This is a genomic window from Arthrobacter sp. TJ-254 (assembly GCF_058269175.1).
Genome location: NZ_JBZCNF010000004.1, coordinates 45869 through 60561 on the forward strand (window position 1 = coordinate 45869; position 14693 = coordinate 60561).

Annotated in this window: 13 protein-coding genes and 3 tRNA genes; 10 read left to right on the forward strand and 6 right to left on the reverse strand. The window is 66.2% G+C overall.

Translation table 11 applies throughout. The annotated features are described in order from the left end of the window. Positions 1–60: 60 nt before the first annotated feature. Positions 61–148: transfer RNA gene (locus tag AC4D14_RS11700), tRNA-Ser, on the forward strand. A 70-nt stretch (positions 149–218) separates the two neighbouring features. Here AC4D14_RS11700 and AC4D14_RS11705 read toward each other — a convergent pair. Then, a complete protein-coding gene (locus AC4D14_RS11705; protein ID WP_490902463.1) occupies positions 219–2333 on the reverse strand; it encodes a RecQ family ATP-dependent DNA helicase in 2115 nt (704 codons plus the stop codon). 117 nt (positions 2334–2450) lie between these two features. Here AC4D14_RS11705 and AC4D14_RS11710 point away from each other — a divergent pair, with 117 nt between their 5' ends. Beyond that, complete coding sequence (locus tag AC4D14_RS11710; RefSeq protein ID WP_490902464.1) at positions 2451–3857, forward strand: phosphomannomutase/phosphoglucomutase; 1407 nt, start codon at positions 2451–2453, stop codon at positions 3855–3857. Between the two features lie 51 nt (positions 3858–3908). Next, on the forward strand, positions 3909–4352 hold the full coding sequence (locus AC4D14_RS11715) for an aminoacyl-tRNA deacylase (RefSeq protein ID WP_490902465.1): 444 nt from the start codon (positions 3909–3911) through the stop codon (positions 4350–4352). 108 nt (positions 4353–4460) lie between these two features. Here the strand turns inward: AC4D14_RS11715 and AC4D14_RS11720 are convergent, their stop codons facing one another. Then, a complete protein-coding gene (locus tag AC4D14_RS11720) occupies positions 4461–6344 on the reverse strand; it encodes a phosphoenolpyruvate carboxykinase (GTP) (RefSeq protein ID WP_490902466.1) in 1884 nt (627 codons plus the stop codon). 292 nt (positions 6345–6636) lie between these two features. On the opposite strand from AC4D14_RS11720, the gene AC4D14_RS11725 reads away from it, so the two are divergent. Beyond that, positions 6637–6709: transfer RNA gene (locus AC4D14_RS11725), tRNA-Arg, on the forward strand. Positions 6710–7092: 383 nt separating this feature from the next. Then, the gene (locus AC4D14_RS11730; protein ID WP_490902470.1) at positions 7093–8508 is read left to right on the forward strand and encodes a dihydrolipoyl dehydrogenase family protein; all 1416 of its coding nucleotides are present in this window, start codon (positions 7093–7095) and stop codon (positions 8506–8508) included. A gap of 25 nt (positions 8509–8533) precedes the next feature. Here AC4D14_RS11730 and AC4D14_RS11735 read toward each other — a convergent pair whose 3' ends face one another. The 3 genes from AC4D14_RS11735 to upp all read right to left on the reverse strand — a co-directional run bounded on the left by AC4D14_RS11735 (position 8534) and on the right by upp (position 10867). Then, positions 8534–9058 (reverse strand): SixA phosphatase family protein, encoded by a 525-nt coding sequence (locus AC4D14_RS11735; RefSeq protein WP_490902474.1) that lies wholly within the window; start codon positions 9056–9058, stop codon positions 8534–8536. A 31-nt stretch (positions 9059–9089) separates the two neighbouring features. Next, entirely contained in the window at positions 9090–9926 is an 837-nt protein-coding gene (locus tag AC4D14_RS11740; RefSeq protein WP_490902477.1) for a winged helix-turn-helix domain-containing protein, read from the reverse strand. A 305-nt stretch (positions 9927–10231) separates the two neighbouring features. Further along, positions 10232–10867, reverse strand: a complete 636-nt coding sequence (gene upp, locus AC4D14_RS11745) for a uracil phosphoribosyltransferase (RefSeq protein WP_490902479.1) — start codon at positions 10865–10867, stop codon at positions 10232–10234. A 23-nt stretch (positions 10868–10890) separates the two neighbouring features. On the opposite strand from upp, the gene tadA reads away from it, so the two are divergent. From tadA to AC4D14_RS11770, 5 genes are all read left to right on the forward strand, one after another. After that, the gene (gene tadA, locus AC4D14_RS11750) at positions 10891–11388 is read left to right on the forward strand and encodes a tRNA adenosine(34) deaminase TadA (RefSeq protein ID WP_490902480.1); all 498 of its coding nucleotides are present in this window, start codon (positions 10891–10893) and stop codon (positions 11386–11388) included. Positions 11389–11446: 58 nt separating this feature from the next. Continuing rightward, a complete protein-coding gene (locus AC4D14_RS11755; RefSeq protein ID WP_490902481.1) occupies positions 11447–11932 on the forward strand; it encodes a pyridoxamine 5'-phosphate oxidase family protein in 486 nt (161 codons plus the stop codon). 81 nt (positions 11933–12013) lie between these two features. After that, a tRNA-Ser gene (locus AC4D14_RS11760) sits at positions 12014–12103 on the forward strand. Between the two features lie 366 nt (positions 12104–12469). Beyond that, complete coding sequence (locus AC4D14_RS11765; protein ID WP_490902484.1) at positions 12470–13093, forward strand: AraC-like ligand-binding domain-containing protein; 624 nt, start codon at positions 12470–12472, stop codon at positions 13091–13093. Continuing rightward, a complete protein-coding gene (locus AC4D14_RS11770) occupies positions 13090–13200 on the forward strand; it encodes an AraC family transcriptional regulator (protein ID WP_490903299.1) in 111 nt (36 codons plus the stop codon). Before AC4D14_RS11765 ends, AC4D14_RS11770 begins: the two co-directional genes overlap by 4 nt. A gap of 248 nt (positions 13201–13448) precedes the next feature. Here the strand turns inward: AC4D14_RS11770 and AC4D14_RS11775 are convergent, their stop codons facing one another. Further along, positions 13449–14630, reverse strand: coding sequence for an iron-containing alcohol dehydrogenase (locus tag AC4D14_RS11775; RefSeq protein WP_490902485.1), 1182 nt, complete (start codon positions 14628–14630; stop codon positions 13449–13451). Between the last annotated feature and the right edge of the window lie 63 nt (positions 14631–14693).

A 14693-nucleotide genomic window follows, 5' to 3' on the forward strand; every position in this document is an offset into this window, starting at 1 on the left:
TCAACGGTTTTGCTCTTGTGTGCCCTTCTGGGTAACCTTGGGTGGCTAGCAATAGCCATTGGAGACGTGCCAGAGCGGCCGAATGGGCTTCACTGCTAATGAAGTGTGGGCCTAAAGCCTACCGGGGGTTCAAATCCCCCCGTCTCCGCGTCAAGACCCCCTAGCGATAGGGGGTCTTTTTGCGTTGCGGGTCCGGAATGCAACCCGCAACGCACGGCTCAGGCCCGCAGCGCCAGGGTGAAGGGAAGCACCGATTCCGCCCCCGCCTTGCGCAGCGCCCTTCCCGCAACCGTGATTGTCCACCGGCTGTCGGCAAGATCATCGACAAGCAGCACCGGTCCCGGATTGGCAGCGAACCACGCCGCTCCCTCCTCGGGGACCTGGAAGCGGTCCCACACGGAGGCGAGCCGGAACGCGCTGTTCCCGCCCGGCTGCCCCTCCGGCCACCCGTGCGGAAGGTTGAGGGCGCCGAGGTGGGGTATGCGGCCGATGCCGGCAAGGGCCTGGGCGAGGGACGCGATCAGGGCCGGGCGCCGGCGCGAGGGCATCGACACAACGGCAACCGGCCGGGTTTCCCAGTTCCACTGGGCCAGCACCTTCACGCAGGCCTCGACGACGTTCGGCTCAAGGGGTGCGTCGGGCGCGGTCTCGGCGAGCAGTTCGCGCAGGACCGAACCCCAGCCAAGGTCGGTCATCCGTGCCAGCGCCCTGCCCGGGGCCGAGATCTCGTCGGGCTTCAGCTTTCCCTTCACCGGCACGCCGAGCTTGTCCATACCCGAGGGCCACTGGCCGCGCGGTTCAAGCTCGACGCCCACCCGGCTCAGCGCCTGCTGGGCGCTGTCGGAGGCTTCGTGGGCGACGTCGTCGGAGTACCACGCTCCGGCGCAGTTGTCGCAGCGTCCGCAGGGGGCTGCGGCGGGGTCGTCGAGGGCGTGAGCGAGGAACTCCATGCGGCAGCCGGCCGTGTTTTCGTAGTCGAGCATCGCCCGCTGCTCGGCGACGCGCGCCTTCCGGATCCGGCCGTAGCGGTCGGCGTCGTAGGTCCACGGATTTCCCGTGCTCTCCCACCCGCCGGTGACCTTGCGGACGGCACCGTCGACGTCGAGGACCTTGAGCAGGAGCTCAAGGGGTGAGCGTTTCAGGTTGACCCGGGCCTCGAGCGCCGGGGTGGAGAGGACGGTGCCGGGTTCGAGGGCTTCGAGGACGCGGTGCGCGGCGTCTTCCGAGGGCATCGAGGCGGTGGCGAAGTATTCCCAGATGTCACGGGCCTCGGGGCCGGGAAGCAGCAGCACGTCGGCGTTGGGCGTGCCGCGTCCGGCGCGGCCCACCTGCTGGTAGTAGGCCACCGGCGACGACGGCGCTCCGAGGTGAACAACGAACCCCAGGTCGGGCTTGTCGAAGCCCATGCCCAGCGCGCTTGTCGCGATGAGCGCCTTGACCTCGTTGGCTTTGAGCGCCGCCTCGGCCGCCTCGCGGTCGGCAGGGTCGGTGCGTCCGGTATAGGCGCGCACCGGATGCCCGTGCTCGCGCAGCAGGCGCGCGGTGTCTTCAGCGGCCGAAACGGTCAGGGCGTAGATGATGCCGCTGCCGGGCAGCGAGTCGAGGTGGGTCAGCAGCCAGGCGAGCCGGGAGCGGGCGCTGGGCAGCCGGAGGACCCCGAGGCGCAGCGAATCGCGGGCAAGCTTGCCCCGCAGTGTGAAGACGTCGGTGCCCCCTGTGCCAAGCTGCTCCTCGACGTCGCGGACAACACGGGCGTTGGCCGTGGCCGTCGTGGCAAGGACCGGCACCCCACCCGGGAGGGAACGGATAAGTTCGCGCAGCCGCCGGTAGTCGGGGCGGAAGTCGTGGCCCCAGTCGGAGATGCAGTGCGCTTCGTCGATCACCAGCAGGCCGGTCCTGCGCATCAGTTCCGGCAGCTGGTGTTCCCGGAAGGCTGGATTGTTGAGGCGCTCCGGCGAGACGAGCAGGACGTCGACCTCGTTTGCCTCGAGCCGGGCCGTCACTTCCTGCCACTCGGTCTGGTTCGCCGAGTTGATCGCCTCGGCCCGCACCCCTGCGCGGGCGGCCGCGGCGACCTGGTCGCGCATCAGCGCCAGCAGCGGCGAAACGATAAGGGTTGGGCCCGCTCCCCGCGAACGCAGCAGCAGGCTCGCGACGAAGTACACCGCCGATTTCCCCCACCCGGTCCGCTGCACCACGAGGGCGCGCCGACCGCCCTCGACCAACGCTTCGATCGCCTCGTACTGCCCGTCGTGGAAACGCGCATCCTCCCTGCCGACGAGGGTGCGGAGGATTGCTGTTGCCTGATCACTGAGGGTGGTTGTCTCGGCCATGCACCCCAGTATCCCAGCCGGCACCCCCTCTTTCCGGGCCGGGGCCCCTTTGGGGATATCCCACGGCATGCACAATGGGGGAGACAAAGGCCGGGGAGCCAGAGATAGACTGCGAGCGTGAACAGTACCTATGATCTCTCTGCATCGTTCAAGGCCTACGACGTACGCGGCATCGTGGGTGAGACAATCACCGTCGAGACCGTGACGGCGGTTGGGGCGGCTTTCGTCGATTCGCTTGGCCTCGCAGGGCAGACGGTCCTCGTCGGCGGCGACATGAGGCCCTCCTCGCCCGAGTTCTCCAAGGCGTTCGCGAAGGGCGCCACCCGCCGGGGAGCGGACGTGGTGCTGCTCGACCTCATCTCGACCGATGAGCTGTACTTCGCCAGCGGAACCCTCAACGCCGCCGGCGTGACCTTCACGGCAAGCCACAACCCGGCCGAGTACAACGGGATGAAGCTCACGCGCCCGGGCGCGGTTCCGGTCTCCTCCGAAACCGGCCTCAAGGAAATCCAGTCCCTTGCCGAGCAATACCTGGAGCGCGGCTTCATTGCCTCGGTTGGCCGGCCAGGACAGATCAGCGTGCTCGACGTCCTCGAGGACTACTCCCGCTTCCTGCGTGCCCAGGTCGACCTCTCGGCGTCGCGGCCGCTCAAGATCGTCGTCGACGCCGGCAACGGCATGGCCGGGCTGACCACCCCTGCGGTGCTGGGCGACCGCCTGCTGCCTGCCCTGCCCTTCGAGATCGTTCCCCTGTACTTCGAGCTTGACGGCTCGTTCCCCAACCACCCTGCCAACCCGCTTGAGCCGGAGAACCTGCGCGACCTCCAGGCAGCGGTTGTCGCCCATGGAGCGGACATCGGCATCGCGTTCGACGGCGACGCCGACCGCTGCTTCATCATCGACGAACAGGGCGATCCCGTCTCCCCCAGTGCCATCACGGCGATGGTCGCCCGGCGCGAAATCGCCCGCGCCCAGGCCGCGGGCGAGGAGAAACCGGTGATCATCCACAACCTGATCACCTCCCGTGCGGTGCCCGAACTCGTCACCCGCTCCGGTGGCCGGCCGGTCCGGACCCGCGTCGGCCATTCCTTCATCAAGGCGGTCATGGCCGATGAGGGCGCGGTCTTCGGCGGCGAACACTCGGCCCACTACTACTTCAGGGATTTCTGGAACGCCGACACCGGGATGCTCGCCGCGATGCACGTGCTCGCCGCGCTCGGCGAGCAGGATGGTCCGCTGTCGGATCTTGGCCGCGAGTACGAGCCGTACTTCTCCTCGGGCGAGGTCAACTCAAGGGTTGCCGACGTGCCGGCCGCGGTGTCCCGCGTGCGTGAGGAATTCGAAGTCGACGGCGTCTCAATCGACCGGCTCGACGGGGAAACCTTCACCGCGGACAACGGCGACTGGTGGTTCAACCTCCGGCCTTCGAACACCGAGCCGTACCTGCGCCTCAACGCCGAAGCGGTGAACCCGCAGACCCTGAAGGAAATCGTGGACCGGGTCCTGGCGCTGGTGCGCCAGTAACTCTCCGGCACATCTGCCTTGGGGCCGCGCGTGCTCCCCTAGGATGGTCGAATGAAAACGGGGCTCGAACGCGTTCAGACCGATGCCGCGGCGCGCGGCATCCCGGTGGAGTTCATCGCCCGCTCGGATATTGACCCAAACACGGCCGACCGGTCGAACTTCGTGAAGTCAATGGTCGTCAAACGCCACGACGGAACGTTCCTGTTTGCCCTCATCCCCGTCACCCGCAAGATCTCCTGGCCCAAGCTCCGCACGGTCGTGGGGGTGAACAAGCTGGTGCTGCCCGAGGCCTCAACCGCGTTCGAGGCAACCGGCCATGTGCGGGGCACCATCACCCCGCTCGGCAGCACCACGCCGTGGCCGGTGTTCATTGATGAACGCCTCGCTGGCCGCCGCATCGGCATGGGCAGCGGGGCTCTCGACACGGCTGTGTTCCTCGACGCCGATACCCTCATCCGCAAGCTCACGGCGACAGTCGCCGACATCTCCGACTAGCACGCAGGAAGACGGGCGGCCCCGCCTACGAAGGGCCACCCGCCTTCCGGCCCTAAGGCCGGTTCACACGCTCAGTTCAGCTGCTTGGCGCTCAACCGGCCGTGAAACTCAACCAACAGTGAAACGCTCCTTGAGTTCGTTGAGCTGCCCGCGGAGTTCCTCGGGAAGGGATTCGCCGAACTGCTCGTACCACTGCTCGATTCCCTCAAGCTCGGCTGCCCATTCAGCGGAATCGACGTGCACCGCGGCTTCAACCTCGGCCGGGGTCATGTCGAGGCCGGTGAGGTCGAGGGCATCCGGGGTCGGGACGAAGCCGATGGGTGTCTCCACGGCGTCGGCGGTTCCCTCGATGCGCTCGACAACCCACTTCAGGACACGCGAGTTGTCACCGAATCCCGGCCACGCGAACCCGCCGTCGGCGGTGCGCCGGAACCAGTTCACGAGGAAGATCTTCGGCAGCCGCTCCTGGTTCGCCTTTGAACTCAGGGCGATCCAGTGCTTGAGGTAGTCCCCGGCGTCGTAGCCGATGAACGGCAGCATCGCCATAGGGTCCCGGCGCACCCGCCCGATCTGCCCGGCCGCCGCTGCGGTCGTCTCCGAGGAGAGGGTTGAGCCCATGAAGATGCCGTTCGCCCAGTTGCGGGACTGCGTCACAAGCGGCACCGTGGTCTTGCGGCGCCCGCCGAACAGGATGGCCGAGAGTTCGACGCCGTCGGGTCGATAGTATTCCTCGGCGAGCATATCGATCTGGTCGATCGGCGTGCAGAACCGGGCGTTCGGGTGCGCGGCAGGTTCCCCCGACTCGGGGGTCCACTCGTTGCCCCGCCAGTCAGTGAGGTGGGCGGGCACTTCCTTGGTCATTCCCTCCCACCACACGCCGCCGTCGTCAGTCAGGGCGACATTGGTGAAGATCGAGTTTCCCTTGGCGATGGCGCGCATTGCGTTCGGGTTCGTCTCCCAGCCGGTTCCAGGAGCCACACCGAACAGGCCCGATTCGGGGTTGACCGCGCGCAGCTCACCCTCCTTCCCGAAGCGCATCCAGGTGATGTCGTCGCCCAGGGTCTCGACCTTCCATCCTTCAATGGTCGGGTCAAGGAGGGCAAGGTTGGTTTTTCCGCAGGCCGAGGGGAAGGCCGCGGAGAGGTAGTAGCTCTTCTGCTGGGGCGAGGTGAGCTTCAGGATCAGCATGTGCTCGGCGAGCCAGCCCTCGTCGCGGGCCATCACCGAGGCAATCCGCAGCGAGTAGCACTTCTTGCCGAGCAGCGCGTTGCCGCCATAACCGGAGCCGAAGGACCAGATGGAGCGTTCCTCGGGGAAGTGGACGATCCACTTATCGTCGTTGCAGGGCCACGGTACGTCCGCTTGGCCCGGCTCAAGGGGCGCGCCGAGGGAGTGGAGTGCGGGGACGAAGTCGGCGTCGAGTTCGGTCATCCGGTCGAGCACGTCGGTCCCGATGCGCGCCATGATGCGCATGGAGGCGACGACGTAGCCGCTGTCGGAGATTTCGACGCCGAACTTGGGATCCTCCGCGTCGAGGTGTCCCATGACGAATGGGATCACGTACATGGTCCTGCCGCGCATCGACCCGTTGAAGAGCAGGCGCAGCTTGTTCTTCATCTCCCCCGGATCCATCCAGTTGTTGGTGAAGCCGGCCGAACGCTCGTCCTCGGAGCAGATGAAGGTCTGCTCCTCGACACGGGCGACGTCCTTGGGGTCCGAAAACGCCGCGAAGGAGTTGGGGAAGGTTTCGGGATTGAGGCGGACCAGGGTGCCAGCCTCGACCAGCTCATCGGTCAGCGCCCGGTTTTCCTCTTCCGATCCATTGACCCAGTACACGCTGTCCGGCTGTGTAAGCGCCGCGACTTCCTCAACCCAGGCAAGCAGGCGAGCGTGGGTGGTGGGCGCTGTGCCGGCGGTTCCCACCGCGGCAGCAGGACTCTGGTCGGCCGTGCCGAAATTACCGTCAACCTTCTGGCGCACGGAATCTCCCATTACTGTTCCCTTCGTTGGGTGCATGGTGTGTATCGATGCTAAGGCGGCGGAACCGGGGCTCCGGCGGCTTTTTTGCCGTGTGGGGTGCGGCGTCTCGAGGGAAAACACTGCAACTGCACGGAATTGGCCCGGCCCTTGCTTCGTTTAAGTGACAAAGGTCACATAGACCGGTCTAGTTCACGTGGGGCCTTAGAGGCAATTAGGCGCAGATGCTTTTTGCCTGTAAAGTTGTCTACGGCCAAACGGCCCGCTGGTAAGACGGAAGGCGCAACGCCGGAAGAGCTTATTGGATGCGTGCGTAGCTCAACGGATAGAGCATCTGACTACGGATCAGAAGGTTGGGGGTTCGAATCCCTTCGCGCGCACATCGATGTGAAAGAGGCCCCGGTTCCGACCGGGGCCTTTTTTCTTTTCCGCTCCCGTCCGTGGACGGTGCTCCTTCGCCCGTGGACCCTGCTCCTCGTCGGTGGCGGACCGGCCAGCGCTGTGCGCCGAAGCGGATCGGCGGGCGCAGCCCGTAAAGTTCCGTTAACAAACCCCCGCGGTCGAGGAATTCGCCGCGGCTGCAGGCTTCGGTCCGGCCCGGCAGGGCCGCCGCCTCCCGGCGACGAATTCCCACGCCAGCGCGCAGATTCCCGCCACCTGCCGTGAACACCAGCGTCTCGGCACCCCCGGACCTCCCTTCCGTTCCCCGGTGCCCGGCCCAAGGACTCTTGCCCCGTTCCGGCGCAGGTGGAAAGCTCTGCACATGAGCGAAGCACGGGAAACCGATGTGATTGTGATCGGCGCAGGCGCCGCGGGCGAAAACGTGGCCGGACGGGTTGTGGCCGCGGGTTTGGAGGCGGTGCTTGTCGAATCGGAGCTTGTGGGAGGTGAATGCTCCTACTGGGCATGCATGCCCTCCAAGGCACTGCTGCGCTCCGGCTCGGTCCTCAACCGCGCACGTTCGGTTGCCGGCGCGCGCGAAGCCGTCACGGGCAAGCTCGACGTGCAGCAGGTCCTTGAGCGGCGGACCACAATGACGAACAACTGGGACGACGCTTCCCAGGTGAGCTGGGTCGACGGCGCGAAGATCAGCCTGGTGCGCGGCTCGGCCCGCATCAGCGCGGAGCGCGAGGTCGAGGTGACGAACGACGACGGCGTCACCCGCATCAGCGCCCGCCATGTGGTCGTCCTCGCAACCGGCTCAACGCCGAACGAGCCGCCGATCAAGGGGCTTGCCGGCCTCGACTACTGGGGCACCCGCGATGCGACCTCGGCGAAGGAAGTGCCGGAGCGCCTCGCAGTGCTCGGTGGCGGCGTCTCGGGAGTCGAGCTGTCCCAGGCCTTCGCGCGCCTTGGCTCGAAGGTGACAATCGTGGCGCGGCACCGGGTCCTGGGGAACTACCCGGCCGAAGCGGTTAAGTTGGTGGAGAAGGGACTGCGCCGGGACAACATCGAAATCCTCACCGACACCTCAACGGAGTCGGTCGAACTCGATCCCGACGGACGGTTCATCCTCACGGTCTCCGGAAACCGGCACGTCCGGGCGGACAAGCTCCTGGTCTCGACCGGGCGCACAGCGCACACCCGGGGACTGGGCTTGGAGGAACTGGGAATTGATCCCAAGACGTTGTCCTTCGACCAGACCGGGCGCGCTGTCGGCGCAGACTGGCTGTATGCGGTCGGTGACGCCGCTGCGAAGGTGCTGCTCACCCACCAGGGCAAGTACGAGGCCCGCGTCACCTCCGATGCCATTGTGGCGCGTGCAGCCGGTACGCTCGGCGACACGGCGCCCGAGTGGAGCAAATACACAGCCACGGCCGACCACTACGCCGTCCCCCAGGTGGTTTTCACCGATCCGGAGATCGCAATGGTCGGACGCACCGCGGAACAGGCACGCGCCGACGGCATCCGCACCTCCGAGACGTCGCTCCCCATCACCGTCGCGGGGAGCCAGATCCATTCGGACGATTACAAGGGGTGGGCCACAATGGTCGTTGACGAGGACCGGAAGGTCATCGTCGGCGTCGCCTTCGCCGGACCCGACGTCGCTGAACTGCTCCACTCGGCGACAATCGCGATCGTAGGGGAAGTGCCGCTCGACCGGCTCTGGCACGCAGTACCGCCGTACCCCACCGTCAGCGAGGTCTGGCTGCGCCTACTCGAGAAATACGGGCTCTAAGCCCTATGTACAACTAGGCCCACAACTAGGCCCTGCGCACGACGAAATCGGTGACGGCAGCATCCCGTCCGTCCAGTTCGGCCCAGTCGCGGTCGTGCCTGAGGACTGTGAGTCCGGCGGTGGGATAGTGGGTGGCCATCTCCATGACGGCGTCCTCGTCGGAGTCGACCGACGCCAGGCGCATGGCGAGGTCCTGGACGCCCGGCATGTGCCCGACGACGAGAAGGCTCGTGACCGTTGCCGGAACATTATTGATGATGGCGAGGATCTCCTCGGGGCGGGCCGCATACAGCCCCTCCTCGAGCTTTGGGGTTGGCGCCTTGTCCCCGAGCTCCTTGCACACCCACGTGGTCGTCTGCCGCGCGCGCAGCGCCGTGGAGCACAGGATCAGGTCCGGGACGGAGTCGTTGTCAACCATCCAGCGACCAGCGAGCGGGGCGTCGAGGTGCCCTCGGGTGCTCAGTGAGCGCTCATGGTCTGGCACTCCTGCCCGCCATTCGGCCTTCGCGTGGCGCAGCAGCATGAGCCGCTTGAGGTGATCGGTTGCCATGGGCTGAAGTCTATCGGCCCGGGAAGGCGTCCTAGATCGAGTACTCAGGTGCTGCCCACACCACAACTTCGGGGTGGTCGTAGAAGCGGTAGCCCTGCCCGCGTACTGTGCGCACGGTGTTGGCCAGGCGCCCGAGCTTGGAACGCAGCCTGCGGATGTGCACATCGATGGTGCGCTCGTTGGGCACCTCGTCGACGTTGCGCCACAGACCGCAGAGCAGTTCCTCGCGGCACACAGTCCGGGCCCCGTTCTCAACGAGGTAGTTCAGCAGCTCGAACTCCTTGAACGTGAGGTTCAGCGCTTCTCCGTCGAGGTGCACTTCACGGCGGGAGAGGTCGATGAGGACTCCGCTGGGGCGGGCCGCCGCACCGGGCTGGGGATGCTGGTGGTCCGTGCGGGGACGGCGCAGCACCGTCGGATCGCCGAGCGCGGCGCGGACGACGTCGATGTCGCTTCCGGGTGCGTCCGCCGGCGCGAGGGCCACTGCTGCGTGGCTTTCCGCCGTGGGAACGATCGAACGGACATAGGCCCGCACGTCCTGTGCCAGGCGAGACAGGGTGGTCCCGTTGGCAGCAGCGGTTTCCTCGTCGAGGGCTACGTAGAGTACGAAGCCCCGCGCGCTCGTGTCGCCGGAAACGGCCTGGGGACCGGGAATCCCGTTGGGCGTCACCACAGGAGTGGGCGCGGTGATTGGGTGCTTGGTGCCGCCGACGGACTGGAGGGGGCGGTGGGCAGGCGGGGCGAAGGATGGAGCAGCCGCCTGGGCGTAGGTAGAGTGCCCCTGCCCGTACTGCGGCCTGAGGGCACTGCCGCCACGGTTCTGGGGAGTGCGCAGGGATATATGGACGTAGCCCGATGGAACTGACATGAAAACGACCTCAATGTGATTCGCCGTATTGACGGCGCGAATGCTGGGGCGCCCGGTCTGAACGAGATCTAAGTGGTTCCCGTCGGCGATCCGGGGAATGCGTATTTAGGTTGGGGTAGAACCGTTACGCGTGCATTCGACAACTGCGGAATCCCACGCGGTGCGCGGGGCCCGCGGCGAGAGCTGCGGCTGCAGATGCTCCTGAGTTGGTGTTCACGCTCCAAATTATTGCACGCAATAATCCCTTACTCGCAAGTAACAAGGAACTCAACATTCGTGGAGTACGTTACGCTCGCGCGCCGCGATCAGCCGACGATCCCGTAGAGCCTGTCACCGGCGTCGCCCAGGCCGGGCACAATGTAGGACTTTTCGTTCAATCGCTCGTCGATCGAGGCGAGTACGATCGTCACGTTTTTGCCCTCGAGTTCCTCCTGCAGGGCCGCGAGACCCTCGGGAGCGGCGAGGAGGCAGATGCAGGTCACGTCGGCCGCTCCGCGCTTGAACAGGAACTTGATTGCCTCGCGCAGCGTCCCACCCGTGGCGAGCATGGGGTCGAGTACGAATACCTGCCGCCCGGTCAGGTCATCGGGTAGCCGCTCGGCGTAGGTGATTGCCTCGAACGTCTCCTCGTTCCGTGCCATGCCGAGGAACCCGACCTCGGCCGTCGGCACAAGGCGCGTCATGCCCTCGAGCATGCCCAGGCCCGCCCTGAGGATCGGCACAACCAGCGGCGTGGGCTTGACCAGTCCGGTGCCTTCGGCGCTGGTGACGGGTGTTTCTACGGTCACCTTCTCCACTCGAACGTCACGGGTCGCTTCGTAGGCGAGCAGGGTGACAAGTTCTTCGGTCAGCATGCGGAACCCCGGAGAGGACGTCCGCTTGTCCCGGAGAACGGTCAATTTGTGGGCAACAAGGGGATGGTCGACTACCAGTACGCGCATAGGTCAAAAGTACCATTGGGATCATGACCCCTTCCCTTCCCGGATCCGCTTCCGCCCACGAGCGGTGGATGGGCCTGGCGCTTGAGGCCGCAGCCCGCACGGGCGCCAGCGGCGATGTACCGATCGGCGCCGTCGTGGTGGGGCCCGGCGGCGAGGTACTCGGCACCGGGTGGAACCAGCGGGAGGAATTCGGAGATCCGACCGCCCACGCGGAGGTTCAGGCGATCCGGCAGGCCGCAGCAGTGCTGGGCGGCTGGCGGCTGGAGGGGTGCACCCTGGTTGTCACCCTCGAGCCGTGCGCCATGTGCGCCGGCGCTTCGGTGCTCGCCCGGATTCCTCGGGTGGTCTTCGGTGCATGGGATCCCAAGGCGGGAGCGTCAGGTTCGGTGTTCGACGTGCTGCGGGAACGCCGGTTGAACCACTGGACCGAGGTGTTCCCCGGAGTCCGCGAGGCCGAGTGTGCGGCCCTGCTCAAGGACTTTTTCGCAAGCCACCGAACGGGTTCCGCCCCCGCACTGTGATGCCTAGGCTTGATGGACAGGCACCTCCAAGAAGCCCTCCGAGAAGCAAGGAGCACCGATGGATACCCAGCAGGACGGCATGCAGGAACTGAGGAAGATCCTGGACAAGGCGGACATCGCGATCCTCACCACAACGAACCTGCAGGGCCAGCTCGTCAGCCGCCCGCTGGCGGTGCATGGGAAGGACTTCGACGGCGACCTGTGGTTCTTCACCGAGGACCCCTCACCCAAGGCGGACGAAATCCGGGCCAACCCGCAGGTGAACGTGTCGATCAGCACCGGGAAGGGCTACCTCTCGATCGCAGGCACCGCCACCCTCAGCCGCGACCAGGCGAAGATCGACGAGCTCTGGGGTCCGTCGGTTTCGGCATGGTTCGAGAACGGCAGGGACGATCCGGCCGTCTCCCTCATCAAAGTGGACGCGCATTCGGCGGAGTACTGGTCGATGGACTCCCCCCGGGTCGTGTCCGTCGTCAAAACGGTGAAGGGCCTCGTCACAGGGCACAAGCCGGACCCAGGGAAGAACGAGGTCATCGAGCTCTGAAGGCCCGGATTCGGGGGTTCGCGGACGCCGGCCGGAGCCCGTTTGGGCACTGGGCGCCAAACCCGGTAAAGTAGCGGCGTTGGTGACGTGTCCGAGCGGCCGAAGGTGCAACACTCGAAATGTTGTTTGGTGTAAAAGCCAACGTGGGTTCAAATCCCACCGTCACCGCCAACTGAAAAGGCCCCTACTCCCCCGCTGTTGCTGGGAAGTAGGGGCCTTCGCTTTGCCCAGCGGTGTCTCATTGGCAAAGAATTGGCAAAACTCTTCGCGAGACATGCTTCCGCACCGGGTCACGAAGCGGGCGCAGGCAGAGTTCAAGCGACCCGCGCTGGGGGGCGGCTGCCCTCAGGACATGCTGTCCCCGGTGCCGGGAAACAAGTCGAGGAATTCCTGCGCGCGCCCCTATCACCGTCGAGGATGGCTGAACCTGATTCGATGGATCGGCCCAGGGGAGAACCTGCGAAACAGACGGTGTACTCGGTCGGCTCTCGGCACCCCAGACAGTGTCCTTCTAGCGCTGACCAGTATTTTTAAGGCTTGTGGTGTTGCAAGCTGGCATTCCAAGCGTCCGGTAGGGCGGTGATCGACCAGGACGGCCGCAGCACGCGGCTGGATCCCTGCGATCTGGTGCTCTGTGACACCTCACGCCCCTACGAGCTCACGTTTCCCGGTGACCATCGCTTGATCGTCATCGGTGTCCCGCGACACATGGTGGCGGCACCTCGTGGGGTGATGAAGCTGGCGACGGCACGACGGCTGCCGACGAGCGGAGGCACCGCACGGATGGTGGCCGCCTTCCTCAGCTCCATGCCCGAAGGAATCGGCTCGACCGGCGTCCCGGACGGTGGCGACCGGCTGGCAGGTGTGCTGGCAGACCTTCTGGGTCTTGTCCTCGGGGAGCTCGGCGCCGGGCCCATCGACCTGCCCATCCCAATGGTCGACCGCCTGCTCGCCTACTGTGATGCCAACCTCTCGGATCCCGGACTGACCGCCACGAGTCTCGCCCAGGCGCATCGAATCTCGCCCCGCTACCTTCACAAGGTCTTCACCCAGCTGGATCAGACGCCCGCGGCGTACATTCGCAAGCGCCGTCTGGAAGGCATCCGTCGTGCTTTCGTCAACCCGACTCTGGCGCCAGCATCGCTGCGAGCCATGGGCTGACCGACGCCCCTCACTTCAACCGGCTCTTCCGGGCAACATACGGCTGCACGCCCGGTGAGTACCGCAGCTCGACGGCGGAGCCGCACGGACTGCTGAGGACGGGCTGATCCCTGGTTCGGGGTCACGAGCGATGCGTCCGCCACGGCTGATCCCGAGCCGCTCCAACGCGGGTCGTTCAGCGCGGGGGAGCTCGCAGTCGAGCCGATCTACGTCGCCCTGACGGATGCGGGATGCGGAGTTGGTCGACGCCCTGAAGGACAGCCCGCTCGGGACCAGCAGCGGTCGTGCGACCGCTGCTGGTCCGGAGGTTGAGGCAGTCAGGGACGACCGCCTCGCGCTGTTCGTCGATCACGCGTCAGGCAGCGGAGTCCCACGAGTCGCTCAAGGCCGCGCGGTAGAGGTCCCGCATCTCATCGGGTGTCGGAACTCGAGGGTTCAGTCCAGGCCCTCCAGTCAGGAAGGCCTGCTCGACCATCGAGTCCAGGATCCCCAGGTAGCGCTCCTTGTCCACGCCATACTCCTGCAACGACGGCAGATCGAGATCGCGGTTCAGCGCACGCAGCGCCCGGCCGATCCCTGCTGCCGCCTCCTCGTCACCGACGGTCGAGTCCGCGAAGCCGAGGGCGCGCGCTGCGGTCGCGTACCGAGCGACCGACGCCTCGGCGGACCACTCATGCACTGTCGGCGCGAACATTCCGTTGGAGACGCCATGCTGGATGTGGAACAGCCCACCGACCGGCGCCGTCATGCCATGGACCAGGGTGACGCCGGCGCTGGTGAATGCGTAGCCAGCCTGCGTCGCGCCGACCATCATCCGCTCACGCACAGCCCGGTTCGTTGGCTCTCGCACGGCAGTTCGCAAGGACGGCCCGATCAGCGCCAGGGCGCTCAGCGCCATGGCATCGCTGAACGGGTTGGCGCCCGTCGAGGTGTAGGCCTCGAGTGCATGCGAGAGCGCGTCGATGCCCGTCGACGCGGTCAGCTTGGCGGGCATGCCGAGCGAGAACTCGTAGTCGATGAGCGCGACCTGCGGAACACACGCCTGGCCCAGGTAGACCAGTTTCTCACCGGATGCGGAGTCCTTGAGGATGCACGCGTTGGTGACCTCGGAGCCCGAGCCGGCAGTCGTCGGGACGCAGATGATCGGCATCACCGAGCCATCGGGTGTGTTGGGAACGACATGGTCGGCATACGTCCCGCCGTACGCCTCGATGATGGCCAGCGCCTTGGCGGAGTCCATCGAACTGCCGCCACCGAAGGCGATGAGACCGTCGTAGGTCCCGTCCGCATAGTGGGCCCGCAGTGCGTCGATGGAGTCGGTCGTCGGCTCAGGGACCGTCTGGCTGAACACCCCGTACTGGATGCCTGCGGCGTCGAGGGGGCCGGTGAGTCGCTTCAGCAACGGGCTTGCGGCCATGAACGCATCGGTCACGATCAACGGTCGGGCGACTCCGACCGCGGCGCAGATGTCCGCGATCCGGTCGCTGGCCCCTTGGCCGAACTCGACCAGCTCGGGGGATCTGAAGGTGGTGAGCATCTCTTGCTACCTTTCTCGGTGACATTGCGGCTCGAGACACCTGGTTCAGGCGCTCGGTTCTTT